The organism is Sphaerisporangium perillae (genome assembly GCF_023276435.1).
Taxonomy (GTDB): Bacteria; Actinomycetota; Actinomycetes; order Streptosporangiales; family Streptosporangiaceae; genus Sphaerisporangium; species Sphaerisporangium perillae.
Map to the genome: position 1 here is coordinate 137397 of NZ_JALLPO010000009.1, position 26803 is coordinate 164199.

The following is a 26803-nucleotide window of genomic DNA, read 5'->3' on the forward strand; positions in this document are numbered from 1 at the left end:
CCGACCTTCTCACGGGAGTGGGGGCTGCCGGTCGAAGGCCTTGCCGTGCGGGTAGGACACGAGCTCGAACTGCATGCCCCAGGGGGCGAGGAAGTAGACCCAGCGCTGGCCCTCGCTCGGCCCCCTGCTGGCCGTCGGTTCGCCGAGCACCGTGACCTGTCTGCTCTTGAGGTACTCGACCGCGATGTCGAGGTCGTCGACGTAGAGCGCGACGTGGTGGCCGCCGATGTCGCTGTTCTTGGGCACGGTCGCGTCCTGGCCGGGCGCCGAGTACTCGAAGACCTCGAAGATGGCCTGGCCGCCGCAGCGGAAGAAGTGGAGCTCGCGCATCACCGCGCGGGGGTGCACGTTGAGGTGCTCGGACATCCACTCGCTGTCGTCATGGCGGAACGGCCCGAGGCTGTACATGTACTCGCAGCCGAGCACGTCGACCAGGAACCCTCTGGCCTGCTCGAGATCGGGCACCGTGAAGCCGATGTGGTCCACGCGGGCGAGCCCGGGAAGTCCGGTGTTCATCGTGCCCTCTTCCACGAGCCGTATTGGATCCAAAACACCATACATAACAGTCTAACCGCCCTCCCTGTCGGATACACGGCTAGAAGTTGGATCCAATCCATGTCAGGCTTGAGTCCTTGCGATCGATTGCACGGAGGTTTGCCCATGCCCCAGCACCACCGGCTCGAAGCCGCGGCGCCCTGGGTGGAGGTCGTCGCCACCGACGCCGACTGGGACGCGGCCGCCCCGGCCCTGCTGACGGCGATGCTCAGCCAGCTCGTCCTCATCCGGACCTTCGAGGAGTACGTCCTCGACCTCGCGCGCGCCGGGCTGATCCACGGGCCCGCCCACTCGAGCATCGGGCAGGAGGGCGGCGCCGTCGGGTCGATCCTCCCCCTCACCAGCAAGGACACCGTCAACGGCTCGCACCGTGGCCACCACCAGTTCCTCGCCAAGGTGCTCGCGCACGTCGAGCCGAAGGGCATCGACCCCACCCGGGAGTTCTCCGGCGACGTGCGGGACGTGCTGCTCAGGAGCCTGGCCGAGATCTGCGGCCTGGACCGCGGCTTCAGCCACGGGCGGGGCGGGTCGATGCACCTGCGGTGGAGGGAGGCCGGCGCCATCGGCACCAACGCCATCGTCGGAGGCGGGGTTCCGCTCGCCGCCGGCTCGGCGTGGGCGCACCGGCAGGCCGGCACCGACGCCGTCGCGGTCACCTACTTCGGCGACGGGGCGGCAAACATCGGCTCCACGCTCGAGACGTTCAACCTGGCGTCCGCGTGGAAGCTGCCGTTGTGCTTCTTCATCGAGAACAACCTCTACGCCGTCTCGACCAACGTCGCCGAGGCCACCGGAGAGCCCCGCCTCTCGGCGCGCGGGCCGGGCTTCGGCATCGCGAGCTGGAAGGTCGACGGGATGGACCCGCTGGCCGTCCACCTCGCCATGAAAGAGGCGCTCACCCACCTGCGGGCGGGCCGCGGCCCCGCCGTGATCGAGGCGGACGTCTACCGCTACTTCCACCAGAACGGCCCCTTCCCCGGCAGCGCGTTCGGCTACCGGACCAAGGAGGAGGAGAAGCAGTGGCGCGACCGCGATCCGATCGAGCGGCTCTCCGGGCACCTCGTGCGGCGCGGCATCCTCACCCGGCCGGAGATCGACGCGACGGCCGAACGCGCCGGAAGACTGATGGCCGGCATCGGCGACGTGCTCCTCGAACCGCTCCCCGGCGGCAAGCCCGGCCGCCGCCGGATCAAGCCGGAAGAGTGGCCCGATCCCGGCTTCGCCGACGTGGGGGTGCGCGGCGACCTCGGCGAGTTCGCCGGCGCCCGCTTCGCCGACCGCGACACCTTCGCCGGGACGCTCGCCGAGCAGAAGTTCATCGACGCCGTCGCGGGCGTGATGGCGCGGCGGATGGAGACCGACGGCGGCGTGGTCGTGCTGGGCGAGGACGTGCACCGCCTCAACGGCGGCACCAACGGCGCGACGCGGGGCCTCAAGGAGGCCTATCCCGACCGGGTCCTCGGCACCCCGATCAGCGAGAACGCGTTCACCGGTCTCGGCGGCGGCATCGCCCTCGACGGCCGCTACAAGCCCGTTGTCGAGTTCATGTACGCCGACTTCATGTGGGTCGCGGCCGACCAGCTCTTCAACCAGGTGGGCAAGGCCCGGCACATGTTCGGCGGTGACGACGACGTGCCGTTCGTGCTGCGGAGCAAGGTCGCGATAGGCACCGGGTACGGTTCGCAGCACTCGATGGACCCGGCCGGAATCTTCGCGACCGCTCCGGGCTGGCGCATCGTCGCTCCCTCGACCCCGTTCGACTACGTGGGACTCATGAACAGCGCGCTGCGGTGCAAGGATCCCGTGGTCGTCCTGGAACACGTCGACCTCTACGGCTCGGTGGGAGAAGGGCCGGTGGACGACCTCGACTACTGCATCCCCGTGGGCCGCGCCGCCGTTCGCCGGTCCGGGTCCCAGATCACCGTCATCACCTACCTCGCGATGACCCAATTCGTACTGGAAGCGGTGGACTCGCTGGGCGACGTCGACGCGGAGGTGATCGACCTTCGCTGGCTCGACCGGGCGAGCATCGACTGGGACACGATCGGCGAGAGCGTCAAGAAGACCAACAACGTGCTCATCGCGGAGCAGGGCCCGATGGGCACCTCCTACGGCGGCTGGCTGGCGGACGAGATCCAGCGCCGCTTCTTCGACTGGCTGGACCAGCCGGTACAGCGCCTCACCGGCGGTGAGGCCTCCCCCAGCATCAGCAAGGTCCTGGAGCGCGCGGCCATCGCCCGCGGCGAGGAAGTGGCCGCCAAGCTCACCGAGATCACGGAGTACTGACGTGGCGAGGCTCCTGCGCATGCCCGAAGTGGCCGCGAACGCGGCCGAGGCCGTCCTCCAGGGCTGGCCCATCGCCGAGAACACCCCGTTCGCCGCCGGCGACGTGATCGCCACCGTCGAGACCGAGAAGGCCGTGGTCGACGTGGAGGCCGAGGCGGACGGCGTGATCCTGAAGACCCTGGTGCCCGCCGGCGCCGAGGTCCGGGTCGGCGCGCCGATCGCCCTCATCGGCGACCCGGAGGAGAAGACGGACGACCTTGACGCGCTGCTCGCCGAACTCGGCGTGCCCGCCCCGGGCCGCCCGGAGGAGGCGGGAGGGGACGCGCCTCGGGAACCGGTGGTGAACGGCCGGACGGAATCCCCGGCTCCGGCGGTGAACGGCCGGGCGGAGTCCCCGGCTCCGTCCGTGGCGGGCGGCGGCTCTGCCGGGCGCGTCTTCTCCAGCCCGCTGGCCCGCCGGCTGGCCCGCACGGCCGGCATCCCGCTCCAGGAGATCACCGGGACGGGCCCGAACGGCCGGATCATCCGCAGGGACGTGGAATCGGCGATCGCACGCCGAGGCGCCGCCTCGCAGGTCCCCGCGTCGACCGTGCCGCCGGGCCCGGAGCCGGCGCCGGCGAGCATTCCGACCGCGAGCGCTCCGACGGTGAGCGCGCCGGCCGCGAGCACTCCGGTCGCGAGCGCTCCGGCGGCGGGCGCTCCGGCCGCGAGGGCCGCGGCGGCCTCGCGGGCCTTCACCGACGTACCGCACTCGCGGATCCGCCGGGCCATCGCCGCCCGGCTGACCGAGAGCAAGCAGACCACCCCGCACTTCTACCTGCGCGGCACCGCGAACGCCGGCAAGCTGATGAAGCTGCGGGCGCGGCTCAACGACGGCGGCGGCCCGGTGCGTGTCTCCGTCAACGACCTGGTGATCAAGGCCGCGGCCCGCGCCCACGTCCTGGTTCCGGCGATGAACGTCATCTGGACTCCGGACGCGGTGCGGTCGTTCTCCTCGGTCGACGTGTCGGTGGCGATCGCGACCGGACGAGGCCTGGTGACGCCGGTGCTCAGGTCCGTCGAGGGGATGACCATCTCCTCGGTGGCCGCCGCGGTGCGGGACTTCGCCGAGCGGGCCAAGGCCGGCCGGCTCCGGCAGGACGAACTGGAGGGCGGCACCATGAGCCTGACGAACCTCGGCATGTTCGGCACCGAGGACTTCGCGGCCATCATCAACCCGCCCCAGTCCGCGATCCTCGCCGTCGGCGCCGTCCGCGAGGAGCCGATCGTCAAGAACGGCAGGCTGAAGGCCGGCACGGTGATGCGGGTGACGCTCTCGGTGGACCACCGCCCGATCGACGGGGTGGTCGCGGCCGAATGGATGAAGGTCTTCCTCGCCCTGCTCGAGAACCCCGTCCAGGCCCTGGCCTGATCCGGAGCCCAGCCCACCGGGTCCGCCACGGGGCGGACCCGCCCAGGGCCTGCCCGGGCGGTCCGGGCGGGTCCGGGGCGCTCACGCCCCGCCCGGCACCCCGCTCCGGACCCGGAACGTGTTCCGGTACGCCTGGGGCGACACCCCGATCGCCGCATGCAGGTGCTGCCGCAACGACGTCCCCGTGGCGAAGCCGACTTCCGCCGCGATCCGGTCGACCGGGAGGTCGCTGGTCTCCAGGAGCTGGCGGGCGCGGTGCACCCGCTGCTGGATCAGCCAGCGTCCGGGGCTCGTGCCCGTCTCCTCCTGGAAGCGGCGGGCGAACGTGCGCGGGCTCATCCGGGCATGCGCGGCCAACTCCCGCAGGGCGAGCGGCCGGTCGAGGTGCTCCAGGGCCCAGGCGCGGGTCGCCACGGTACCGCTGGCGCCCTCTGGGGGCACGGGCTGGACGATGTACTGGGCCTGACCGCCCTCGCGCCAGGGCGGCACGACACACTGCCGGGCGACCCGGTTGGCGACGGCGCTGCCGTGGTCGGAGCGCACCAGGTGCAGGCACACGTCGATCCCGGACGCGACCCCCGCCGAGGTGAGCACGTCGCCGTCGTCGACGAACAACACCTCGGGGTCCAGGGCGACTTTAGGGAACATCCGGCGGAACAGGTCCGCGAGCGCCCAGTGCGTCGTCGCGGGCCGCCCGTCGAGCAGCCCGGCCGCGGCCAGGGTGAACGCGCCGGTGCAGAGGGAGACGATGCGCGTGCCGGGGCGGATGCGGGCGAGCGCGGCGCGCACCGGCTCCGGCAAGTCGGCTGTGAAGCGACGCAGGTCGTACGGCGGGACGACGACCGTGTCGGCGCTCTCCAGCGCCTCGGGCCCGTGTTCGAGGGTGAGGGTGAAGTCGGCGTTGGTCGCGACCGTGTGATCGTCCGTCGCCGCGCACGTCACCACCTCGTATGCCCCCTCGACCCCGCCGAAGACCCGGTCGGGGATGCCCAGCTCGAAGGGGTACACGCCGTCGAGGGCGAGGACGACGACGCGGTGCGGCGGCTTGTCCAGGACGGTGCGGGACTCCATCGCAGGCATGGCACGATTCTATCGCTCATTGACCATCTTGCCATTGCCCAGGTCAGAGCCGCTGCCGCACGCTTGATCCATGACCAAGAACACGATGCGGGCCATCAGCCAGGACACCCTCGGGGAGCCGGACGTCCTCCAGGAGGTCGAGCTCGACCGCCCGGAGCCCGGCGGCGGCCAGATCCTCCTCGCCGTCCACGCCGCCGGTGTCAACCCCACCGACTGGATGCACCGCAGGCTCGGCCTCTTCCTGGGCGAGCCGCCGTTCACGCTCGGCTGGGACGTGTCCGGTGTCGTCGAGGCGGTCGGCTTCGGTGTCTCGCTCTTCAAGCCGGGCGACGAGGTGTTCGGCATGCTGCCGTACCCGTACGGGGCCGGTTCGCACGCCGAGTACGTCACCGGGCCCGCCCGCGCCTTCGTGCCCAAGCCCGCCGCGCTGAGCCACGTCGAGGCCGGGGCGCTGCCGCTGGCGGCGCTCACCGCCTGGCAGGCCCTCGTCGACACCGCTCACGTACAGCCGGGACAGCGAGTGCTGGTGCACGCGGCGGCCGGCGGCGTGGGGCATGTCGCGGTGCAGATCGCCAAGGCACGCGGCGCGTACGTCATCGGCACGGCATCCGCCGCCAAGCACGACTTCGTGCGGGGCGTGGGCGCGGACGAGGTCATCGACTACCGCACCGCGGACTTCGTGAAGGAGGCCCGCGACATCGACGTGGTCCTCGATGCTCTCGGCGGCGCCGACCGGCTGCGCTCACTGGAGACGCTCAGGCCGGGCGGCGTTCTGGTGTCAATCCTGCCCGTCGACTTCGACGAAGTGACCGAGCGCGCCGCCGAGTTGGGGGTGCGGGCCACGGCCGTGCTGGTCGAGTACGATCAGGCGGGCATGGCCGGGATCGCCGCGCTCGTCGAGTCCGGCCAGCTGCGCGCACACGTCTCCGGTACGTACCCGCTCGCCGAGGCCGCGAAGGCCCACGCGGAGGGCGAGACGGGCCGCGTCACGGGCAAGCTGGTGCTCACCGTCCGCCCGTAGACAGGGGCGCCCGGGCCCGGGCAGGCGGAGTGCGACGACGGGCCTGGGCCTGCCCAGGTAGGCCCTACCGGCGCGTCACGCGGGCGACGAGTTCCGTCCAGCCCGCCTCGAGACGCTCCGCGGGCAGCGCGCGCTCGTTGCGCAGGTAATTGATCAACGCCGTGTCCAGGTAGCCGAGCAGCGTCTCGGCGAGGAGCTCGACGTCGCCGGTGACGCCGGCCTCCTGGAGCAGGACCGTGACATGCGTGACGCGGACCGTGCGAGCCGGAACGGTGTAACGACGAGTGGAGCACTGCTCCGCCTCGAGGTACAGGTCGATGTACTTCGTCACATGACGAAGGGTCGCGACACCGAACGCCTCGAGTCGCCGCACCGCCGGCGCGCCGGGCCCGAGCGGAGGGGGGCCGGACAGGAAGGTCTCCTGATATTCACGCTCCGCGTGGTCCAACAGGGCGCGCATCAGGCCCACGCGGTCGCCGAAACGACGGAAGACCGTGCCCTTGCCGACTGAGGCGGCGGCGGCGACGGCCTCCATCGTCACGTGTTCGGCGCCGTGCTCCGCCACCAGCCGGGAGGCGGCTTCGAGCAGGCGAGCCCGGTTGCGAGCCGCGTCGGCACGTTCCTGAGGGCGATCGTTCGCCAGAGGAAGCAGCGCCCGTGTCGCGGGCGTCGAAGGCGACTCGGCCGGGGCGAGAGAGGGGGGTGGCGCCATGTGGCCAGCATAGCGCGCCCGAGCACAAGTGGACCGTAGTCCGGTTTGTCTGATACACCTAAGGCGGACCACGGTCCGATTACCTCTTTCTCTGCCTCCGACAGGAGTCCCCATGTCCGTTCGCATCCTCGCCCTCGTCGGCAGTCTCCGTTCCGGCTCGCACAACCGGCAGCTCGCCGAAGCGGCGGTCAAGCTCGCCCCCGAAGGCATCGAGGTCGAGATCTACGACGGTCTCGCCGACGTCCCCTTCTACAACGAGGACATCGACGTCGAGGGCGGCGTTCCCGAGGCCGCCCTGAGGCTTCGCGAGGCCGGAGAGCGGGCCGACGCCTTCCTGCTCTTCTCGCCCGAGTACAACGGCACGATTCCCGCCGTCCTGAAGAACGCGATCGACTGGTACTCCCGCCCCATGGGCTCGGGCGCCTTCGTCGGCAAGCCCGTGGCGGTCGTCGGCACGGCGTACGGCCAGTACGGCGGCGTGTGGGCCCAGGACGAGGCGCGCAAGGCCATCCGCATCGCCGGCGGCACCGTCCTGGAGGACGTCAAGCTTTCGATCCCAAGCTCGGTCATCCGCTTCGCCGAGACCCACCCGCTCGACGACGACGAGGTCACCGTCAAGCTGGCCGCCGCCCTGAAGCAGGTCGCCGCCGCGGCCGGGCAGGCCGCGGCGGCCTGAGCTCCCCATGGACGCAGTAGTTAGTTAGCGTAAGCAACTACTAGTGGGTCCATGGGAGGGTGACGTAGGGGCGCCTTCCTGGGCCTGTTGGCGCTGCCGGTCGACTTCCCGTACCGGGTGTTCGCGCTGCTGCTGGCGATCAACGGCATCGGCTCGGGCATCTTGTCCTCACCCAACACCTCACGAGTGATGAGCAGCGTGCCCGCCCACCAGCGGGGGGCGGCGTCCGGCATGCAAGGCACCTTCCAGAACTCCGGCCCTGTCCATCGGCATCTTCTTCTCGCTGCTAGTTCGACGGGCGGCGGGCGAAGGCGTGATCCCGCCGGCCCCAGGGTGATCCATCTAGTGATCCGCGACCGTCGGGGTGTCCACGCCGATGCGGCCCGTCTTGTGCGAGCCACCGGGCGCGCCGATCGGCTCACCGCGCCCCGGCAGCCGCTCGGTGAAGAAGCGGCGGTTGTCCTCGACGAAGCCGAGGTGCTCCGGGGCGGCGCGCCGGTCCTGGCTGATCGCCTCGACGGGGCACACCGGCTCGCAGGCGCCGCAGTCGATGCACTCCTTGGGGTTGATGTAGAGCTTGCGGTCCCCCTCGTATATGCAGTCGACCGGGCACTCCTCCACGCACGACTTGTCCATGACGTCGATGCACGGTGCGGCGATGATGTACGGCATGTGGATCTCCAGGTTGCGAGAGGACTCCTAGGCTGCGGGGTCGTCGTCTCAGGCGGGCGCCGGCCGTGGTACCGATGCCGGGCCGTCGGTCGAGTGACCGGGGAACAGCTGGGCGCCGGGGTCGATGTGCACGGCGGCGTTGTTGACAGCGGTCGCCACTTCGCCGAAGCCGACCGCGATCAGGCGCACCTTGCCGTCGTAGTCCGCGATGTCGCCGGCGGCGTAGATGCCGGGCACGTTGGTGCGCATCGCGGAGTCGACCACCAGATGGCGGTTGTCGTGCAGCTCGAGGCCCCACTCTCGCAGCGGCCCGAGGTCGGCGGTGAAACCGAGCGCGGCGACGAGCCGCTCGCACGGCAGCGTGCGCCCGCCGTCCTCGCCGGCCGTGGTGATCTCGACCTGCTCGAGCCGGCCGTTTCCGCCGGCCGCGGTGACCTGGGCGTTGGTGACGATCCGCACGGGCGAGGCCTTGAGCCGCTCGACGGATCCGTGGTGGGCCCGGAACGCCGCGCGGCGGTGCACGAGCGTCACGCTCCTCGCGGTGGGATGGAGCATGAGGGCCCAGTCCACGGCGCTGTCGCCGCCGCCCACGACGACGACGTCCTTGCCGGCGTACTCCGCGCTGTCCGGCACGAAGTAGGCGAGCCCCCTGCCGAGGAACTCCTCACCGGCCGGCAGCGGGCGTGGCGTGAACGTGCCGATGCCACCGGTCACGACGACCGCTCCGGCGGCGATCTCGGTTCCGGCGCTGGTCTTGACCACGAGCAGGTCGGGCCGGCCGTCGCGGGGTAGGCGGTCGAGCCGCTGGGCCTCCTGGCCCAGCAGGTACGCGGGGTCGTACTGCGCGGCCTGCTCCACCAGGTCGGCGATGAGCCGGCGGCCGGAGACGGCGGGGAACCCGGCGATGTCGAAGATCTGCTTCTCCGGATACATCGCGATGACCTGGCCGCCGACCTGGCTCAGCGAGTCGACGACCGCGGTCCGCAGGCCGCGCACGCCGGCGTAGTAGGCGCCGAAGATGCCGACGGGCCCGGCTCCGATGATCAGCAGGTCGACTTCCAGGGCGCTCATCCGCGCACTCCCTCGTTAACGGTGGACGCCACCTCGGTCGGTCCCGGCGCGGCGAGCTCCGCCACGGCCTCGCGGACCTTGAACCGCTGGATCTTGTGGATGTCGTAGCCCGGCACGGGACGACCGGTGGTGCCCGGGCGCACCTCACCGGGCACGGAGGTGTAGAGCCACAGGGCCCACGCGTCCTCGGGCGTCGGGGCGGGCTCCCGCCGTTCCCTCGGCTCCCGCTCCCCCGCCGCGACCAGCTCCGCCCAGGTCCACGGCGTGACCCCGGGCGCCGCTTCCCCGTCGCACACCAGGTGGCGCAGCTCGGACGCCGCGGCGACCGCCTGCTCGACCTCGGGCCCGTACTCGGCGCTCGCCACCACGCCGCCCACGGTCACACCCGCTTCAGGTCGTAGTCACCCTTGCGGCCGGTGCCGTAACGGCGCAGCGCGCCGTCGGGGCCGGAGGCGTTCGGGCGGATGAAGATCCAGTTCTGCCAGGCGGTCAGGCGCCCGAAGATCTTGCTCTCCATCGACTCGGGACCGACGAAGCGGTGGTTGGCCTCCATGCCGGTCAGCGCGTCGGGCGACAGCGAGGCGCGCTCCTCCAGCACGATGCGCAGCTCGTCCTCGAAGTCGATGTCGTCCAGGGCCAGGGTGACCAGGCCGAGTTCCACGGCGGCGGCGGCGTCCAGCGGCTCGCCGGTCCTGGCGAGGGCGGCGGCGAGGTCGTCCTCGTTGCCCCAGAAACGCGACTCCAGCCGGGACAGGCCGTTGCCCATCGGGAAGTCGCCCCCGGTCGACTCGCTCAGCCGGATGGTGGCCGGGACGGCGCCGTCGTCGCGGTCCTCGTAGACCCCCTCCAGCATGTACTGCCGGTCGCAGGCCAGGGCGAGCTCGAGCAGCAGGCCGGCGAACGCCGTACCCGGCTCGATGACGGCGATGAGGCTGCGGCTGGTGACGTCGAGACGCTTGAGCGTGCGCTTGTAGTAGTGGCGCACCTCGTTCACGAACCAGTCGCCGGCGAGTTCCCGCAGCTGGGCGTCGTAGGCCATCACCCGCTCGGCGTCGCCCACGGCGCGCAACACCCAGATGCCGAGCTCTGTCTCGTTGGTGCGCAGGTGCAGGATCAGGTCGTCCAGCGCGCGGGTCACGGCGAGCGGCCAGTAGTCCACGCCCTGCGCGAGCACCGCCTCGGCATCGGCCGGCGGGGCCTCGCCGGGCGCCGCCACGGTGATCTCGACGCGATGGCCGGAGCGGTCGATCTTCGCCGTGACGTAGGGGTAGGCGATGGTGTCGCCCTCGTCCTTGCGGTCGAGCGGCGTCAGCCGCACGCCCTCGGCCCCGGACGGGCGCTTGGACGACGCCGCGGCCTGCCTGGCGCGCCTGCCGATCTCCTCGTCCCAGGCGTTGCGCGAGACGGTGGCGTCCACCAGGCCCCATTCGACGGCCGTGCCGCCGCGATAGCCCTCGGACTTGGTCGCGAACAGGTCGGCGCGGTCCTTGCGGACGTGGCGCTTGTCCACGACCCGGGTCAGGCCTCCCGTGCCCGGGAGCACGCCGAGGAGCGGGACCTCGGGAAGGGACACGGCCGAGGAGCCGTCGTTGACCAGGATGATCTGGTCGCAGGCGAGCGCGAGCTCGTAGCCCCCGCCGGCGGCGGTCCCGTTGAGCGCGGCGATCCAGGTCTGACCGGAGTTCGCGGTCGCGTCCTCGATGCCGTTGCGCGTCTCGTTGGTGAACTTGCAGAAGTTCACCTTCCACGCGTGTGTGGACTGGGCCAGCATGCGGATGTTGGCGCCGGCGCAGAACATGCGATCGAGGCCGCCGGTCATCACGACCGCCTTCACCTCGGGGTGCTCGAAGCGGAGCCGCTGCACGAGATCGTAGAGCTCGATGTCGACGCCGAGGTCGTAGGAGTTCATCTTGAGCTCGTATCCGGGGACCAGCCCTCCGTGCTCGTCCACCAGCAGGGTGACGGTGGCCACCTCCCCGTCCACCTCGAGCCTGCAGTGGCGGTACCGGTCGGGTGACGTGGCGAAACCGACCACCGGAGGAGTCGCCGGCGAAACAGAACCGGCGTCCGCCTTGCTCTGCGAGGTCTCTGTACTGGCGATGACGGTCAACGCACACTCCATCGCGGGAAGGTAGGGGTTCAGAGATTCAATGTTCTACGATTATCGAGTCACACGTCAAGGCTTTGTAGTACTTATTACCGACGATAAGCTTGGTTCCCGTACCAGCGCGCGCGACGGGTTACGCGAGGGCGCGCGTCATCCGGGGTGACGGACGACAGGAAAGAAGACGGTGGCCACGCGCGAACGGAGCAATACAGCCGGCTCAGCGGCCGAGCCCTCGGGACGTCAGCGCGAGACGACCTCCCCGAGCGCCCGCTCGATCCTGCTGACGATCCTCGGCGAGTTCGTCCTGCCGCGCGGGGGCGAGGTCTGGACGGGCACCCTCGTCGACGCGCTGGGCGCCCTCGGCGTCGAGGAGAAGTCCGCGCGCCAGGCCCTGTCCCGCACCGCGGCCGAGGGGCTGCTCACCTCGACCCGCCACGGCCGCAAGGTCCGCTGGAATCTGACGCCGGCCGCCGAGCGGCTGCTCCAGGAGGGCACGGAACGCATCTACGGCTTCATGCGCAAGCCCCACGGGTGGAACGGCCGCTGGCTCGTCCTCACGGTGGGAGTGCCAGAGACACAGCGCCGGCTGCGGCACGCTCTGCGCACGCGGCTGACCTGGCTCGGCCTCGGCTCTCCCTCCCCCGGCCTGTGGATCGTCCCCGACGCCTCCAAGGAGGCCGCGGTCCGTGCGATCATCGCCGAGCTCCGGCTGGAGGACCGCGCCTTCGCCTGGACGGGCCCGTCGGCCGCGATCGGCGACGCCGGCGCGCTGCTCCTGGCGGCTTGGGACCTCGATGACGTCGAGCAGCGCTATCTCGGCTTCATCGAGCGCTTCGAGCATGTGTCGGTCTCCTCCGGCCGGGAGGCGTTCGTCCACCAGGTGCAGCTCATCCAGGAATGGCGGCGTTTCCCCTTCCTGGACCCCGACCTCCCCGGCGAGCTGCTCCGGCACGACTGGCCGGGCCCGCGGGCGGCGGCCACGTTCCACGACCGCCACGACCGCTGGCACCGCCGGGCGCAGGACGAGTGGGACCGCATGGACAAGGAGGCCGGCACCCGCAACTGAGCGTCGCGCCTGCCGGCCCATCCCTGGCATACCCGCGCACCCGGTGCCGGGCGCGGCGCCGGCGGACGCGGGTCCGCCACCGCCGCGACGTCCAGGCGCCGGCCTCAGACCAGGCCCTCCTCGGCCAGGTGCACGTAGTCGAACTCGACCGGCTGGTCGTTGATGCCGGTCTTCGGCGGCGCGATCCAGCCGGCGAACTTGCCGTACTCGTACTCGGGGATCATGAGCGCCTGCACGTTCTCACGGTCCCGGGCGCCGGGCAGCCACTCGGAGGCCCTGGCCTGCCAGGTGGCCTGGTCGACGACCTCGCCCTGCGGCGTCACGTGGTGGCCCGCGTAGACGCCGACCTGGCGGTTGAAGCCCTCGTGCGGCAGGGACAGCCGCTCCTCGAGCCCGGCGTCCTCGAGCGCCTGGTTCCAGCGGCGGACGCCGTTGGCGCAGTCCGCGACGTACTCGTCCCGCAGGTCCAGGTTGAGCGCGCTCAGCATCGGCACCGTCTTGGTCTTGATCCGGCCGTCCTCGACGTAGCTCAGCTCGCGGGTGGCATCGAGCAGGACGTGGTCGTCCTTGCGCTTGGTCTCCATCCAGCGGCCCTTCAGACCGGAGGAGTAGTAGTTGCCGGCGTTGGTGGACTGCTCGGAGCCGAACAGGTCCATCGAGACCGAGAACTGGAAGTTCAGGTACTTCTGGATCACCTCCAGCGGGATGCCTCCGTGGGAGAAGACCTCCGCGGTGCCGTGCTCCTTCATGAGCTCGGCGGTGCGTTCCAGGATCCGCTGGACGCCCGTGGTGCCCACGAACATGTGGTGGGCCTCCTCCTTGAGCATGAACTCGCAGGTGCGGGCCAGCGGGTCGAAGGCCGACTCCTTGAGCGTGCCGAGCTGGTACTTCCCGTCGCGGTCGGTGAAGTAGGTGAACATGAAGAACTGCAGCCAGTCGGTGGTCTCCTCGTTGAAGGCGCCGAGGATGCGCGGGGCGTCGAGGTCGCCGGAGTTGCGCTTGAGCAGCTGCTCGGCCTCCTCCCGGCCCTCCCGGCCGAAGTAGGCGTGCAGGAGGTAGACCATCGCCCACAGGTGGCGGCCCTCCTCCACGTTGACCTGGAACAGGTTGCGCAGATCGTAGATGCTCGGCGCGGTGCGGCCGAGGACGCGCTGCTGCTCGACCGAGGCGGGCTCGGTGTCGCCCTGCACGACGATGAGGCGCATCAGGTCGGCGCGGTGCTCGCCCGGGACCTCCTGCCAGGCCGCCCCGCCCTTGTGCTTGCCGAAGCCGACCTTCCGGCCGGGGTCCCGCTCCGCGAGGAAGATGCCCCAGCGGTATCGCTCCATCGGGACGTGATCGAAGTGCGCCCACCCGTCACGCCCCACGGCGATCGCGGTGCGCAGGTAGACGTCCTTGGTCGGCAGGGACGGACCGAGCTGCCTCCACCAGTCGAGGAACTTCGGCTGCCATCCCTCGAGCGCGCGCTGCAGACGGCGGTCGCCGGCCAGGTCGACGTTGTTGGGAATCCGCTCGCTGTAGTCGATCTCGCTGATCGGTCCGGTGGGCAAGGGGGCGATGCCGGTGCGAGAGTCGATGCTCATCACTGCTCTCCTGTCGTCAGGACGCCGTTCTCAGACAAAGTTCTACACTTCTTCTGCGTTCAATCAAATATCTGTCAACTATTTGCAGGCCGTTCACTCGTGATCGCCTCGAGGACGGCGGGGCTGCCCTGGACGGCGGTGCGCTGCAGGTGGGCATGGACGGCACGCAGGCCGCCCTCCTCCTCGCCGCCGCCCGCACGGCCGGGGCCACCATGGACCAGCTGGGGCATGGGCGTGCCATGGCCGGTGGACTCCGCGGCGCTGTCGTGGTCCAGGACGAGGATGCGGCCGTGGTGGGCGGCCGCCGCGAGCACCACTTCACGGACGAAGTCCTTGTCGGCCGAGACCACGGAGCCGGCCAGGGACCCCTCGCCGCAAGCGATCAGATCTCGCAGCTGCTCGGTGCCGGTGTACGGCATGAGGGTGCTCACCGGGCCGAACGCCTCCACCTCGTGCGGCTCCGGCCGGGCCACATCGTCGACGCGCACCAGCAGCGGGGACAGGAAGGCGCCGCGCTCCGGGTCCGCCCCCACGACCTCGACCTTGGCGAGGTCGCCGTGGACGACCGACCCGGCGGAGGCGATCCGCGCCGCCGCCGCGCGCACGTCCTCACGCTGCGGGAGACCGACGAGCGGGCCCATGGTCACCCCGTCGGCGCCGGGTGCGCCCACGACCACGCGGGCGAGTTCGGCCTCGACGGCCTGCGCGACCATGTCGATCCGCGCCGCCGGGACGAACGCGCGCCGGATCGCCGTGCACTTCTGTCCCGCCTTGACCGTCATCTCGGTGACCAGGGCGCCCACGAACAGATCGAACTCCGGCCGGCCCGGCACGGCGTCCGGCCCGAGCACCGAGCAGTTGAGCGAGTCGGCCTCGGCGTTGAAGCGCGCCGAACGCCGCGTGACGGCCGCGTCGGCACGCAGCCGGGCGGCCGTGGACGCCGAACCGGTGAACCCGATGTGGTCCTGACCGCCCAGCAGGTCGAACAGGCCGGGGATGGCACCGCCGACAAGCTGGATCGCGCCCGGCGGCAGGGCTCCGGACTCCTCCATGATGAGCACCGCCCGCGCGGCGATGTACGCCGTGGGCGTCGCCGGCTTCACGATGGTCGGCAGCCCGGCGAGCAGGGCGGGCGCGAGCTTCTCGAGCATGCCCCACACCGGGAAGTTGAACGCGTTGATCTGCACGGCGATGCCGCGCGGTGTGGTGAGGATGTGCCGCCCCGCGAAGGTGCCCCCCTTGCCCAACGGCACCGCGTCGTCCTCGACGATGACCGTGCCGTCGGGAAGCCCCTTGCGGCCGAGGCTCGCATAGACCAGCGCGGTGCCGATGCCGCCGTCGACGTCGACCTTGGCGTCGCGCCGGGTGGCGCCGGCCCGGGCCGACAGGTCGTACAGCTCCTGCTTGCGCTCCTCAAGCGCCAGGGCGGCCGCCTTGAGCACGGCGGCCCGCTGGGGGAAGGTCAGCTCGCGGAGCGCGGCACCGCCGGTCCGTCGCGCGTAGCCGACCGCCCTGCCGAGGTCGAGCCCGTCGCTGCTCACCCGGGTGATGATCTCGCCCGTCACCGCGTCGGCGACCTCGGCCCCGTCGCCGGTGCCGGCCTGCCAGGCCCCTTCCAGGTAACTCCGCAGAATCTCGGTGCTCACGCCGGCTCCTCGCTCCAGTCGTAGAAACCTCTGCCGGTCTTACGTCCGAGATGTCCCTGTTCGACGAGCTCGACGAGCAGCCTCGGCGGGGCGAACCGCGGGCCGAGCTCGCCCTCGAGGTACCGCGCGATGCCCAGGCGGACGTCGAGGCCGACGAGGTCGGTGAGGCGCAGCGGCCCGGTCGGGTGGCCGTAGCCGAGCGTCATCGCGGCGTCGATGTCCGCCGCGGAGGCGACGCCGGATTCGACCATGCGGATCGCCTCGAGACCGAGGGCGACTCCGAGCCGGCTGCTGGCGAACCCAGGGGCGTTCTTGACCACCACCGCGGTCTTGCCGAGCCGCTCAACCCAGGCGACGGCCCGCTCGCGCAGGCCGGGATCGGTGGCGCCGGCGATGACCACCTCGACGAGCCTGCTGGCGGGGACGGGGTTGAAGAAATGCAGCCCGAGCAGCCGCTCCGGCCGGGCCAGGGCCTGGGCGAGCGTGTCGAGCGAGATGCTGCTGGTGTTGGAGGCGATGACCGCGCCGGGGCCTGTCGCGTCCTCGATGGCGCGCAGGGTGACGAGCTTGAGATCGAGGTCTTCGGGCACCGCCTCGATCACGAGCCCCGACCCGGAAAGATCACGGGGGTCGGCCACGGCTCGCAGCCGCGACATCACCTTCCCCGCTTCCTCGGTGTGGCCGCGCCGCACACTGCCTTCGACCGTGTGCCGCACCCGGTCCCGGGCGGTCGCCGCGGCCTGTTCGTCGCGCTCCACGAGGATCACGCCGCAGCCGGCGAGGAGCAGGGCGTGGGCGATGCCCGCGCCCATCCGCCCGCCGCCCACCACCCCGCATCGAACGGGCAGCCGGAGACCGCCGGCGTCGGCGGCGGTGGTATCGGTCACCGCGGTGCTCCCGCTCCTGCGAGCACCAACGCGCTGGATGCCGTCATGACCATGCCTCACTTCGATACAGGCAGTTGCACGAACATAACCTGCCACGTTTTCCTTACGTAGCAGAAGTCAAACGTAGCATGTACTCGCGCCCACCACCGGAGTGGACCACACTCCGCCCGCCCGGTCGGCCTGGACGTGGCAACGCCTGAGCGCGGATCACACACTCAACAGAGTGTGTGTCTGGCGTCGGTGATTTGTAGCATTACCACCATGAACGGCACTCTGAACATCGAAGAGGGACCCGACCGCGTGCTCGTGCGGCTGAACCGCCCGCACGTGCGCAACGCCATCGACGCGGCCATGGTGGCCGACCTTCACGAGATCTGCGCCGAGCTGGAACGCCGCCCCCGGCTGCTGGTGCTGACCGGGACCGATGGCGTGTTCGCCGCCGGCGCCGACATCCGGGAGCTGCGCGACCGCCGCAAGGAGGACGCGCTCGCCGGGATCAACAGCGGCCTGTTCGAGCGGATCGCCAGACTGCCGCTGCCGACCGTCGCCGCCGTGGACGGCCCCGCGCTCGGAGGCGGAGCCGAGCTCTCCTACGCCTGCGACTTCCGGATCGCGACGCCGGGCGCACGCTTCGGCAATCCCGAGACGGGGCTCGGCATCATGGCCGCCGCCGGCGCCTGCTGGCGGCTGCGGGAGCTGGTCGGCGAGCCGCTGGCCAAGGAGGTCCTGCTCGCGGGCCGCGTCCTGTCGGCGGCCGAGGCCCGCGCGGCCGGGCTGGTCAACGAGCTGGTCCCGGCGGAGGAGCTGCTCGGCACGGCCGGACGCTGGGCCGACCGGATCCTCACGAGCGCGCCGCTGGCCTTGCGGCTGACCAAGCTGGCCCTCGCCGCCCCGCCCGGCGCCCATCCGGCCTTCGACGACGTGGCGCAGGCCGTCCTCTTCGAGACCGACGAGAAGCAGCGGCGGATGACCGCCTTCCTCGAGCGCCGGGCGGGAGCCGGTCAATGAGGCCACCGCCCGGCATCAGTCCGCCTTCGGCCGCCGCCAGGGCGCCGGGACACCGGATGTCCGCGGTCAAGGTTCTAAATTGGAACAGGTTCTACTACGCTCTCGTTCCATGCGGTTCACCTATGCCGAGGCCATGACCGACCCGTCCTACTACCTTCCGCTGGCCAAGGCCGCCGAGGCCGCGGGGTACACCAGCATCAGCGTGTCCGACTCCCTGATCTATCCGAAGGAGTCCGACGCGAGCTATCCGTACACCGCGGACGGCGACCGGGAATTCCTCGCGGACAAGAGCTTCATCGAGACGTTCATCCTCATCGCGGCCATGGGAGCGGTCACCTCGACGATCCGGTTCACGCCGTTCGTGCTCAAGCTGCCGGTGCGCCCGCCGGTGCTGGTCGCCAAGCAGGCGAGCTCGATCGCCTACCTGACCGGCAACCGGCTCGGCCTCGGCGTCGGGCTCAGCCCCTGGCCGGAGGACTTCGCGGCGATGGGAGTGCCATGGTCGCGGCGCGGCAGGCGGATGGACGAGGCCATCGAAGTCGTCCGCGGCCTGACGGGCGGCGGCTACTTCGAGTACCACGGCGAGTTCTACGACCTGCCGCCGGTGAAGATCTCCCCGGTTCCCACGGAGCCGATTCCCATCCTGGTCGGCGGGCACAGCGAGGCGGCGCTGCGCCGGGCCGCCCGTCTCGGCGACGGCTGGATGCACGGCGGAGGCGACGCCCGCGAACTGGACGCGCTGCTGACCAGGCTGGCCGCCCTGCGCGCCGAGGAGGGCACCACCGGGCGGCCGTTCGAGGTCCATGTGATCTCCCTCGACGCGTACACGGTGGACGGGGTGCGGCGGCTGGCCGACAAGGGGGTCACCGACCTGATCGTCGGCTTCCGGATGCCCTACATCAAGGGTCCGGACACCGAACCGCTGGCCAAGAAGATCGAGCACCTGGAGCGCTTCGCCGAGTCGGTGATCGCGAAGATCGAGCCTTGACCAGAAAAAAGAACGGGTTACAGTTTCATTGTGATCGATTCCACCGCTGTAACCTGGGAAGCATCGGACGCCGCCCACCCGGCGCGCCGGGCCGCACGCCTGTCCATGGCCACGGTCGCCGCCGGGCGCAAGGAGGACTGGCTCGGCCTGTTCACCCCCGACGCCCTCGTCGAGGATCCCGTCGGCCCCTCGATGCTCGACCCCGGGGGGAAGGGGCACCGTGGCCACGACGGGATCCGGCGGTTCTGGGACGACAACTTCGGCTCGGCACAGGGGTTCCACTTCCGGGTCAGGGACTCCTTCGCCAATGGGCCGTGCTGCGCCAACGTCACCACCATCACCGTCACCCTGCGCGGCGGCACGACCATGAAGGTGGACTGCGTGATCATCTACACGGTCGACGACGCGGGGCTGATCACCTCGCTCCGCGCCCATTGGGAGCCCGATCGCGCGCTGGCCACCCTGACCACGCCATAGGCCCCCTCACCCGGGCGACCGTAAACTAGAACGCGTTCTTGCCAACCGGCACGCGGTCGAGCATGCTGGGGCGCATGGATCTGATCGCGCTGGAGGAGATCCGCCAGACGAAGTACCGCTACCTGCGCTGCCTGGACCTCAAGCTCTGGGACGGCTTCGCCGACACCCTCACCGAGGACGCCGCGGCGGAGTACGACACCCACGTGGTCGGCGACCCGCTGCGCCTGGCCGGGCGTGAGGCCATCCTCGGCTACATGCGGGCCAACGTGGGGCCCGAGGTGATCACGACGCACCTCGTCAGCCACCCCGAGATCGAGATCGACGGCGACCATGCCAAGGGCACCTGGTGCCTCGACGACACCGTCGTCGCCACGGCCTACCGCCTGCTGATCCGCGGATCCGCCTACTACGAGGACACCTACCGGCGCTGCTCCGACGGGCGGTGGCGGATCAGCGGCACCGGCTACAAGCGGACCTACGAGTACACCGTGTCCCTCGACGACCTGCCCAGCCTCAGATTGACCGCGAACCGCTGGTCGACGCCCGCGACCTGACCGGCGGCGCGCCGCCGAGCTCCGCGGTGACGGCGGCGGCGGCCGCGACGAGTTCGGCGCCGCGCCGGGCGATCTCCGCGCCGGTGACCGAGGCGCCGACGTGCAGGGTGAGAACCAGCTCCTGCCCGCCGTCGGCGTCGTAGGTGGGCGCGGCGATGAGGTTGACCGGGTGCCTCTTGCGCGGATCGAGGCCGGCGCCGAGGTAGACGCGTTCCCCGAGGCTCGACACCATCTCGCCGACCAGGGCGCGCACCTCCTGCGGCAGCTCGTACGCGGCGACACCGGCCATCAGCGAGTGCAGCCGCATGCCGGCCGGCGTGAGGCTCTCCACGAGGTATCCCGCCGCCCGGCAATGCTCGACGACCGCACGGAGATGCTCGCGGTCCATCCGCACCGGCAGCGTCGGCTCCTTGGCCAGCCACCGGTCGAGCTCCCTGTCGGGCCCCCACAGCACGTACATCAGGCCGACCGGCGGCGCGAACGGGTAGCGCTCGCCCACCTTGACCGCCGGGGCGTCCGGCGGGGCGACCGCGTCGAGGATCATGATCTCCTCGCCGACGACGGCCGACGCGGTGCACGTGGCGTGATGGCGCTCGGCCAGCGGCGCCAGGTGCCGCCGCGCGACCTCACCGGCGGCGAAACTCCGCTGCGCGGCCCGTCCCGCCGCGACGAGAGCGGGGCCGAGGCGGTAGGCCGTCGTCCGCGCGTCACGCACCAGATAGCCGGCCGCGACCAGCTCGGTGAGGATGCCAAGGCAGGTGGGCTTGCTGATGCCGAGCTCGCGGGCGAGGACGGACAGGCCGAGCGGGCGGCCGCGGGCCGCGACGAAGTGGTCCAGGACGGCGATCACCCGCTGGGTCGGCGGCGAACGCCGGGCCGTTGCCATTGACCCCCACCTAGAACGAGTTCTACTCTCACCTGGAAGACAACCTACCGCCTCGGTACATATTTGTACCGCAACCCCGAGGGAGTCCGGTGTCTCCGCAGTCATTCGCCCAGGCGATCACCGAGGCCGAGCAGATCATCCGCTCGGCGCCGCACGTGCGGACCGAGCAGGATCTCGCCGAGGGCCTGGACTACCTCGCCGGCAGCATCAAGGCGACGCTGCACATGGTCTGGGCCTACGACCGCGACTTCCCGTTCTTCGCCGCCTCCACCGGGCCGTACACCAAGCTCGGCCTGGACAACCCCGACACGCTCTACTTCCACGCCTACATCCGCGACGACGCGGAGTACGTCGTCACCGGCCGCCGCGGCACCACCGCCGACCTGAGCTTCCAGGTGCTCAACGGCGACTACTCGCCCTCACGGTCGCCCGACAGCCTCGCGGCCTTCGACGACCGCGACATCGAGATCGCCGCGGACGGGACGTACGAGCTGCGCTTCGGCCCCCCGCGACCGGACGCGGGCCCGAACCACTTCACGCTCGGGCCGGGCGCGGCGATGCTGCTGGCGCGCGAGGTCTACAGCGACTGGCAGACGGAGCGGCCCGGCGAGATCCGCATCCACCGGGCCGACACGCTCGGGTCCGCTCCCCCGCCGGTGCCGGTGGACAGGATGGCCCGAAGGTACGAGGTGGCCGGCAAGATGCTGGTCTCGCGGCTGCGCACCTTCCTCGCGTTCCCGGAGTGGCACTACCTCAACCTGCCCGTCAACACGATGACCGGGCCGCGGCCCACGCCCGGCGGCCTGGCGACGCAGTACTCCTCGGTCGGCCACTACGACCTCGACGACGACCAGGTCATGGTGATCACCGTCCCGGTGCTGGCCCGCGCGGACGCGCCGTACCACGGCTTCCAGCTCGGCAGCATGTGGTACATCTCGCTGGACTACATCAACCACCAGACCAGCCTCACCGCCGACCAGGCGCGCGTCGATCCCGACGGGAAGATCCGCTACGTCGTCAGCGAGCGGGATCCGAGCCTCGCCAACTGGGTCGAGCGCACCGGGCACCGCCGCGGATACCTGCAGTTCCGCTGGCAGCGGCTCGGCCGCGAGCTCAAGCCCGACGACGGCCCCGAGGTGGAGGTGGTCGCGTTCGACGAGCTGCCGGACCGGCTCCCCTACTACGAACGCCAGCGGGTGACCCCGCAGGAGTGGGCGGCCCGGATCGCGGCCCGCCAGACCGCCGTCGCCGGAAGGATGCTGGGCTGATGTCACTGGAGAACCGAGTCATTGTGATCTCCGGCGTCGGGCCGGGCCTCGGCCGCGGCCTCGCGCTCCAGTGCGCCAAGGCCGGCGCCGACGTGGTGCTGGCGGCGCGGAACGAGGCGCGGCTGACCGAGGTGGCGCGGGAGGTCGAGAAGCTCGGCCGCCGCGCGGTCCCCGTACCGACCGACATCACCGACGAGGCGTCCTGCGCGCGGCTGGCCGAGACGGCGCTGGACTCCTGCGGCCGGGTGGACGGCCTGGTGCACAACGCCTTCGCGATGCCGCCGATGACCGATCTGATCACCATGGACCTCGACGCGATACGCACCGCCTTCGAGACCAACGTGGTCGCCGCGCTGCGGCTCACCCAGCTCTTCGTGCCCGCGCTCGCCGAGCACGGCGGCTCCGTCGTGATGATCAACTCGGCGGTGCTGCGGCACTCACGGCGTACCTACGGCGCGTACAAGATGACCAAGTCCGGCCTGCTCTCCATCGCGCAGAGCCTGGCGACCGAACTCGGGCCGCGGGGCGTCCGGGTCAACACCGTCGCGCCCGGATACATCTGGGCGGACAACCTGCAGTGGTACTTCGCCTTCCTCGCAAAGAAACGCGGCGTCCCGACCCAGCAGGTGTACGACGAGACCGCCGCCGGCCTGGATCTGCGCCGGCTTCCCGAGCCCGACGAGATCGCCGACGCCGCGGTGTTCCTGCTGTCCCCGCTGGCGCGGGCGATCACCGGTCAGTGCCTCGACGTCAACTGCGGTGAATGGCACCACTGACCCCGGAGGAACCGCGCCAATGAGCACAGGACGCGAAAGTGTCGGCACCGCCGAGGACCTGCACGCCTCGGCCAGCAAGATCACGGGCCTGACCGACTTCGGCGAAGACCCCTACCTCGACGGCCTGGAGGTGCTGCTCTCGTCCTATGCCGGCGACGCGGCGCTCACCCCCCGGGGCAACAAGGCGGCACACGCGCTGCTGCGCGGCGCGCTCGCCGCCCGGCTGCTGTCGGAGGCGGCGTGGAAGCAGCACCCGGAGCACGCGGACGTATCCATCGAGCGGCCCATCTTCGTCACGGGCCTGCCACGCACCGGCACCACCGCGCTGCACCGGCTGCTCGCCGCCGACCCCGCGCACCAGGGGCTGGAGGTGTGGCTGACCGAGAGGCCCCAGCCGCGGCCGCCACGCGAGACGTGGGCGGGCAACCCGGTCTTCCAGGCCGTCCAGTCCGGATACGAGCGCCACCACGTGCGCAACCCCGAGTTCATGGGCGTGCACTACATATCGGCCGACATGGTCGAGGAGTGCTGGCAACTGCTGCGCCAGTCGATGCGCGCGATCTCCTTCGAGTGCCTCGCCCACCTGCCGACGTACTCCGCGTGGCTGGAGACGCAGGACTGGACGCCGGCCTACCGCCGGCACCGGCGCAACCTGCGGCTCATCGGGCTCCACGACGCCGGCCGGCGCTGGGTGCTGAAGCATCCCAGCCACCTGTTCGCCCTGGACGCACTGATGGAGGTCTACCCCGACGCGCTGGTCATCCAGACCCATCGCTCGCCGCGGACCGCCATGGCGTCGATGTGCAGCCTCGCGGCCCACGCGACCGCGGGCTGGTCGGAGGTGTTCACCGGCGCGGTGCTCGGGCGGGACCAGCTGGAGCTGTGGGGCCGCGGCCTCGACCGGTTCCGCGCGGAGCGCGCGAAGCACGATCCGGCGCGGTTCTTCGACGTCGACTACGACGCGTTCGTACGCAACCCCCTCGGCACGATCGAGGCCGTCTACGCCCACTTCGGGCTGCCTTTCGACGACGCCGCGCGCAAGGCCATGAGCGCGCTGCACGAGGAGAGCCGCACAGGCGCGAGCCGGCCGGCCCATCGCTACGACCTGTCCGACTTCGGGCTGACCGGCGAACAGATCGACGAGCGCTTCGCCTTCTCCGGATAGCCCGTCAAGCCACGCACCAGGGCATCTCGGTCCGGTGATCCCCCAAACGTCGTCACCGGCGGCGAGCCGCACGAGCAGCGGGGCTACGGCGACTTCCTGGACAAGACGTCCCGGTATGAGCGCGCGGACGAGTTCCTGCACGTGGTGCGGGCGCTGTGGTCCGGCGAGACGGTCGATTTCACGGGAAGGCACATCCAGATCGAGGGCGGGCGCATCCCCCGCGTCCCCGATCCGCTGCCGCCGATCTACTTCGGCGGCTCCTCCGGCCCGGCCGGTCCGGTCGCGGCACTCCGATGTCTACCTCACCTGGGGCGAGCCGCCCGCGGCGGTCGCCGGCACGCTCGAGTGGATCAGGTCGCTGGCGGCCGAGCGGGGCCGCACGCTGCGGTACGGCCGTCGACGCCCCCGGCTTCGGCGCCCTCCGCCGCCGCCTGCTCGCCCTCCTGCACGTCCCCGCCGGCCCGGACGAGCCGTAGCGGGTCCCGCCGCGGCTCAAAGTGATCGCCGATGGGTCCACCGGCCGCCCAGGAGCGTGCCGAGCACCGCCGGACGGCGCAGTTCCTCAGGGGTGAGCAGGGACGGGTCCCGCTCCAGGATCATCAGGTCGGCCGGGTCTCCTACCTGTACGGCAGTGCGTCCCCTGCCGGCCGCGGCGAGCGCCGCCCGGAGCGGGATGGCCTGCTCGGGATGCCAGGGCGGGCGCTCGTCATCGGTCCGGGCCACCGCCGAGGCGATGCCGTCCCAAGGGTCCAGCGGCGCGACCGGGGCGTCGGAACCGAGCTCCAGGGTCGCGCCCGCCGCGAGCAGATCGGCGTACGCGAAGGCCCGGGAGGTGCGGCCGCGCCAGGCGGTGTCGGCGACCTCGCGGTCGTCCGGGGCATGCGCCGGCTGCACCCCGGCGACCAGGCCCGGCCGCGCGAACCTGGCGAAGTCGGCCGCGCGGACGAGTTGCGCGTGCTCGATGCGCCCCGGACAGCCGACGGAGTCGAAGGCGTCGAGCGCGATCGAGGCCGCGAGGTCCCCGATGGCGTGCACGGCTGGGTGCAGACCGTGCCGGGCGGCGAGCGCCATCGTCCCGACCAGCTCGTCCGGCGCCATCTCCAGCCGCCCGCACCCCCCGGAGCCCGGGTACGGGTCGTCACAGCAGGCGGTACGGGTGTTGAGCGAACCGTCGAGGAAGATCTTGACCGGCCCCACCTCCAGCAGCCCGCCGGAACCCGGCACCGGGTCGCCGGTGCGCAGCCCGCGGGCGATCGCCTCGTCGAGCCGGCTCCCAGGAATCGAGCAGGTCACCCGCACGGCGACAGCCTGCTCGCCGACCCGCCGCAGCCAGTCCGTGACGTTGTCGGCGAACTCGAAATCCAGCAGGCCCGTCACGCCGAGCTCCGCGGCCGCGGCGGTCGCCTCGGCCACCCACCTGTCCAGCAGATCGAGAGGGGGCGGTGGCAGCGCGGCCAGCGCCTGGTAGCACTCCCCGTCACGCAGCACCCCGGTCGGATGGTCACCCCTGCCGATGAGAGCGAGCGCGGCGGGGCTGAGCCAGATCGTGTGCAGGTCGTTGCTGATCAACACGACGGGATGGGCCGCGGGAAGCAGCGACTTGTCCGGCTCGTCCGGCCAAAGTGCGTCACGGAACCCGAACCCCACGGCCGGCTCGGACGACCGGACGTGCGGCCGGACCAGGTCGGCGGCCTCCCGCGCCGAACGCGCACCACGCAGATCGATCCGCCGGCGGGCCTGGGCCCACTGCACGCTGTGCACGTGCGCGTCCCAGAGCCCAGGCAGAAGCGTCGCCCCCTCAAGATCCACGTCCTGGACGCCGGCCCCGGCGGCGGGCCGCTCGTCCCGCACGGCGGCCACCCGGCCGCCCGAGATCAGAACGTGCCGCAGGGGCCCGTCCAGGCCGACCCGCGCGTTACGCAACAGCAGACCCGGCCGCACATCGGGAGTCGGAGGAACAGAAGGCGTCGAGCCCACAGCACCAGAGGACATGCCGGAACCCTAACCACCGGGCAGCCGCCCACCACGACGAGGCCGTCCAGGACATCCCGCGGCCGATCCGCCGCGCCGCCCGAGGCCCCGACGGAACGTCCGAAGAGACGCCGGCCGCTCCCCTGACCGGGATCAGGCCGGACGTGGATCTGGAGCGCTCGGCAACGCGTGCGAAGCTCTTCACCTGCTGGATATGCCATCCTGGCTGGAGAACCGTGCGGACATGTGTCACGGTTCTCGGGTGCTCTCGGTGCCGGGTTCGCCGTTGAGCGGCTACGGGTCGATCCTGCGCAGCTCCTGCCGGTAGCGCTTCGCGTTGTCGAGATATTCACCTACCCCGTAGTCGATCCACTCGGCCTGCGCGGTGCCGTCCATCGGCCTGGGCCGGGCGGGCACGCCGAGGGCCATGTGGCCGGCGGGGACCTCCAGGCCCTCTGGCACGAGCGCCTGCGCGCCGATCACCGACCCCGCGCGCACGACGGCGTGGTTGAGGACCACGGCACCCGAGCCGATGAGGCAGCGGTCCTCGACCGTGCACCCCTCGAGATGGGCGTTGTGCCCGACCACGCAGTCACTGCCGATCACGGTCGGCCGCTGCTCGGTCGTGTGCAGGACCGTGCCGTCCTGAATGGAGGTGCGCTCTCCGACGCCGATCCACCCGAAGTCGCCCCGCAGCACCGCCGTCGGCCATATCGACGCCTCGGCGCCGATCCGCACGTCGCCGATGACGACGGCGTCCGGGTGGACGTAAGCGTCCGGATGGATCCGGGGCACCTGGTCTCCGAGCGCGTAGATGGGCATCTCTCACTCCACCGCGGAATCCGCGACCATCGGGGTGTCCACGGCCGGAAACCATCGTCGCCGAGGACGACCCGGCCGCGGGGGTCTCAAGCCTCAATATTCGGCGATTCTACAG

The 26803-nt window shown here is 71.3% G+C and carries 26 protein-coding genes; 13 read left to right on the forward strand and 13 right to left on the reverse strand.

All coding sequences use genetic code 11. The features are described from left to right. Nucleotides 1–9: 9 nt before the first annotated feature. On the reverse strand, nt 10–516 hold the full coding sequence (locus tag MYF83_RS11085; RefSeq protein ID WP_248960163.1) for a VOC family protein: 507 nt from the start codon (nt 514–516) through the stop codon (nt 10–12). Nucleotides 517–660: 144 nt separating this feature from the next. Here MYF83_RS11085 and MYF83_RS11090 point away from each other — a divergent pair, with 144 nt between their 5' ends. Together MYF83_RS11090 and MYF83_RS11100 are read left to right on the forward strand one after the other, a co-directional pair. Continuing rightward, a complete protein-coding gene (locus tag MYF83_RS11090; protein ID WP_248960164.1) occupies nt 661–2841 on the forward strand; it encodes an alpha-ketoacid dehydrogenase subunit alpha/beta in 2181 nt (726 codons plus the stop codon). Nucleotide 2842: 1 nt separating this feature from the next. Further along, nucleotides 2843–4252: a 2-oxo acid dehydrogenase subunit E2 gene (locus MYF83_RS11100; RefSeq protein ID WP_308201432.1), complete on the forward strand. Its 1410-nt coding sequence runs from the start codon at nt 2843–2845 to the stop codon at nt 4250–4252. 81 nt (nt 4253–4333) lie between these two features. On the opposite strand, the gene MYF83_RS11105 is transcribed toward MYF83_RS11100, so the two are convergent. Continuing rightward, the gene (locus MYF83_RS11105; RefSeq protein WP_248960165.1) at nt 4334–5332 is read right to left on the reverse strand and encodes a GlxA family transcriptional regulator; all 999 of its coding nucleotides are present in this window, start codon (nt 5330–5332) and stop codon (nt 4334–4336) included. 70 nt (nt 5333–5402) lie between these two features. Between MYF83_RS11105 and MYF83_RS11110 the strand changes: the two genes are divergently transcribed. Then, nucleotides 5403–6353: an NADP-dependent oxidoreductase gene (locus MYF83_RS11110; protein WP_248960166.1), complete on the forward strand. Its 951-nt coding sequence runs from the start codon at nt 5403–5405 to the stop codon at nt 6351–6353. A gap of 64 nt (nt 6354–6417) precedes the next feature. Here MYF83_RS11110 and MYF83_RS11115 read toward each other — a convergent pair whose 3' ends face one another. Further along, nucleotides 6418–7065 carry a TetR/AcrR family transcriptional regulator gene (locus MYF83_RS11115; RefSeq protein WP_248960167.1) on the reverse strand — a complete coding sequence of 216 codons (648 nt, stop codon included), beginning with the start codon at nt 7063–7065 and terminating at the stop codon, nt 6418–6420. A gap of 112 nt (nt 7066–7177) precedes the next feature. Here MYF83_RS11115 and MYF83_RS11120 point away from each other — a divergent pair, with 112 nt between their 5' ends. Beyond that, complete coding sequence (locus MYF83_RS11120; protein ID WP_248960168.1) at nt 7178–7741, forward strand: NADPH-dependent FMN reductase; 564 nt, start codon at nt 7178–7180, stop codon at nt 7739–7741. Between the two features lie 342 nt (nt 7742–8083). Here the strand turns inward: MYF83_RS11120 and fdxA are convergent, their stop codons facing one another. Genes fdxA through boxC form a run of 4 tightly spaced genes read right to left on the reverse strand, consistent with a single transcriptional unit; the run spans nt 8084 to nt 11594 of the window. Continuing rightward, entirely contained in the window at nt 8084–8413 is a 330-nt protein-coding gene (gene fdxA, locus MYF83_RS11125) for a ferredoxin (protein ID WP_248960169.1), read from the reverse strand. Between the two features lie 48 nt (nt 8414–8461). Beyond that, nucleotides 8462–9484, reverse strand: coding sequence for an NAD(P)/FAD-dependent oxidoreductase (locus MYF83_RS11130; protein ID WP_248960170.1), 1023 nt, complete (start codon nt 9482–9484; stop codon nt 8462–8464). After that, nucleotides 9481–9867, reverse strand: a complete 387-nt coding sequence (locus MYF83_RS11135; RefSeq protein WP_248960171.1) for a hypothetical protein — start codon at nt 9865–9867, stop codon at nt 9481–9483. Before MYF83_RS11135 ends, MYF83_RS11130 begins: the two co-directional genes overlap by 4 nt. Beyond that, nucleotides 9864–11594 carry a 2,3-epoxybenzoyl-CoA dihydrolase gene (gene boxC / locus MYF83_RS11140; protein WP_248960172.1) on the reverse strand — a complete coding sequence of 577 codons (1731 nt, stop codon included), beginning with the start codon at nt 11592–11594 and terminating at the stop codon, nt 9864–9866. Before boxC ends, MYF83_RS11135 begins: the two co-directional genes overlap by 4 nt. A 181-nt stretch (nt 11595–11775) precedes the next feature. Between boxC and MYF83_RS43685 the strand changes: the two genes are divergently transcribed. Then, nucleotides 11776–12657 carry a PaaX family transcriptional regulator gene (locus MYF83_RS43685; protein WP_248960173.1) on the forward strand — a complete coding sequence of 294 codons (882 nt, stop codon included), beginning with the start codon at nt 11776–11778 and terminating at the stop codon, nt 12655–12657. 104 nt (nt 12658–12761) lie between these two features. Here MYF83_RS43685 and boxB read toward each other — a convergent pair whose 3' ends face one another. The 3 genes from boxB to MYF83_RS11160 all read right to left on the reverse strand — a co-directional run bounded on the left by boxB (nt 12762) and on the right by MYF83_RS11160 (nt 16773). After that, a complete protein-coding gene (gene boxB, locus MYF83_RS11150) occupies nt 12762–14240 on the reverse strand; it encodes a benzoyl-CoA 2,3-epoxidase subunit BoxB (RefSeq protein WP_248960174.1) in 1479 nt (492 codons plus the stop codon). Nucleotides 14241–14314: 74 nt separating this feature from the next. Beyond that, nucleotides 14315–15886 (reverse strand): phenylacetic acid degradation bifunctional protein PaaZ, encoded by a 1572-nt coding sequence (paaZ, locus tag MYF83_RS11155; RefSeq protein ID WP_248960175.1) that lies wholly within the window; start codon nt 15884–15886, stop codon nt 14315–14317. Beyond that, complete coding sequence (locus MYF83_RS11160) at nt 15883–16773, reverse strand: 3-hydroxyacyl-CoA dehydrogenase family protein (protein WP_308201433.1); 891 nt, start codon at nt 16771–16773, stop codon at nt 15883–15885. Before MYF83_RS11160 ends, paaZ begins: the two co-directional genes overlap by 4 nt. A 261-nt stretch (nt 16774–17034) precedes the next feature. On the opposite strand from MYF83_RS11160, the gene MYF83_RS11165 reads away from it, so the two are divergent. The 4 genes from MYF83_RS11165 (at nt 17035) to MYF83_RS11180 (ending at nt 19800) form a co-directional block, all read left to right on the forward strand. Next, a complete protein-coding gene (locus MYF83_RS11165) occupies nt 17035–17781 on the forward strand; it encodes an enoyl-CoA hydratase/isomerase family protein (RefSeq protein WP_248960176.1) in 747 nt (248 codons plus the stop codon). A gap of 109 nt (nt 17782–17890) precedes the next feature. After that, nucleotides 17891–18769 (forward strand): TIGR03619 family F420-dependent LLM class oxidoreductase, encoded by an 879-nt coding sequence (locus MYF83_RS11170; protein WP_248960177.1) that lies wholly within the window; start codon nt 17891–17893, stop codon nt 18767–18769. A gap of 30 nt (nt 18770–18799) precedes the next feature. Continuing rightward, entirely contained in the window at nt 18800–19246 is a 447-nt protein-coding gene (locus tag MYF83_RS11175; protein WP_248960178.1) for a nuclear transport factor 2 family protein, read from the forward strand. 74 nt (nt 19247–19320) lie between these two features. Beyond that, nucleotides 19321–19800, forward strand: a complete 480-nt coding sequence (locus MYF83_RS11180) for a nuclear transport factor 2 family protein (RefSeq protein WP_248960179.1) — start codon at nt 19321–19323, stop codon at nt 19798–19800. Here MYF83_RS11180 and MYF83_RS11185 read toward each other — a convergent pair. Next, nucleotides 19760–20686 carry an IclR family transcriptional regulator gene (locus tag MYF83_RS11185; RefSeq protein ID WP_248960180.1) on the reverse strand — a complete coding sequence of 309 codons (927 nt, stop codon included), beginning with the start codon at nt 20684–20686 and terminating at the stop codon, nt 19760–19762. The two genes, MYF83_RS11180 and MYF83_RS11185, sit on opposite strands and share 41 nt — an antisense overlap. Before the next feature lie 89 nt (nt 20687–20775). Between MYF83_RS11185 and MYF83_RS11190 the strand changes: the two genes are divergently transcribed. The 4 genes from MYF83_RS11190 to MYF83_RS44245 all read left to right on the forward strand — a co-directional run bounded on the left by MYF83_RS11190 (nt 20776) and on the right by MYF83_RS44245 (nt 24396). Then, nucleotides 20776–21954, forward strand: a complete 1179-nt coding sequence (locus MYF83_RS11190; RefSeq protein WP_248960181.1) for a hypothetical protein — start codon at nt 20776–20778, stop codon at nt 21952–21954. Next, the gene (locus MYF83_RS11195; protein ID WP_248960182.1) at nt 21954–22730 is read left to right on the forward strand and encodes an SDR family oxidoreductase; all 777 of its coding nucleotides are present in this window, start codon (nt 21954–21956) and stop codon (nt 22728–22730) included. The genes MYF83_RS11190 and MYF83_RS11195 overlap by 1 nt, the downstream gene beginning before the upstream one ends. A 19-nt stretch (nt 22731–22749) precedes the next feature. Beyond that, nucleotides 22750–23895 carry a sulfotransferase family protein gene (locus tag MYF83_RS11200; protein WP_248960183.1) on the forward strand — a complete coding sequence of 382 codons (1146 nt, stop codon included), beginning with the start codon at nt 22750–22752 and terminating at the stop codon, nt 23893–23895. A gap of 96 nt (nt 23896–23991) precedes the next feature. Further along, a complete protein-coding gene (locus MYF83_RS44245; RefSeq protein WP_372500135.1) occupies nt 23992–24396 on the forward strand; it encodes an LLM class flavin-dependent oxidoreductase in 405 nt (134 codons plus the stop codon). Here the strand turns inward: MYF83_RS44245 and MYF83_RS11210 are convergent. Beyond that, nucleotides 24388–25887, reverse strand: coding sequence for an amidohydrolase (locus tag MYF83_RS11210; RefSeq protein ID WP_248960184.1), 1500 nt, complete (start codon nt 25885–25887; stop codon nt 24388–24390). The genes MYF83_RS44245 and MYF83_RS11210 overlap by 9 nt on opposite strands. Nucleotides 25888–26160: 273 nt before the next feature. After that, nucleotides 26161–26688 carry a gamma carbonic anhydrase family protein gene (locus MYF83_RS11215; protein WP_248960185.1) on the reverse strand — a complete coding sequence of 176 codons (528 nt, stop codon included), beginning with the start codon at nt 26686–26688 and terminating at the stop codon, nt 26161–26163. Between the last annotated feature and the right edge of the window lie 115 nt (nt 26689–26803).